The sequence below is a fragment of the Erythrobacter sp. HI0063 genome, assembly GCF_001635685.1.
Lineage (GTDB): Bacteria > Pseudomonadota > Alphaproteobacteria > Sphingomonadales > Sphingomonadaceae > Qipengyuania.
Map to the genome: position 1 here is coordinate 1 of NZ_LWFF01000169.1, position 286 is coordinate 286.

The 286-nt window shown below is 63.6% G+C and carries 1 protein-coding gene; it reads right to left on the reverse strand.

Going from position 1 to position 286, the window contains the following annotated elements; translation table 11 throughout:
• Positions 1 to 286 (reverse strand): flagellar hook-basal body complex protein (locus A3736_RS06010; protein WP_233999262.1); only part of this gene is annotated, 286 nt, incomplete at both ends.

The window sequence follows — 286 nt, forward strand, 5'->3', positions numbered from 1 at the left end:
AGGCTTCGGTGCCGTCTTCGGCCTGCACCGCCATTAAGGCTTCGTTGGCGATCGCGATATCGAGCGACTTGCCCGTTTCTATGAATTCGCCCTGTGCCATGTCCGCCCCGCGCACGGCCGCGGTCTGCATGGCGCGCGCTTCGTTGGGCATGCCCTGCAAGGTGACGGGGCGCTGATCGAGCAATTCGGCGCGGAAGCCCAACGTGTTGGCGTTCGCCATATTGCTGGCGACCACGCGCTGGCGATCCATCGACGCTTTCATGCCGGACAAGGCGGTGTAGATCAG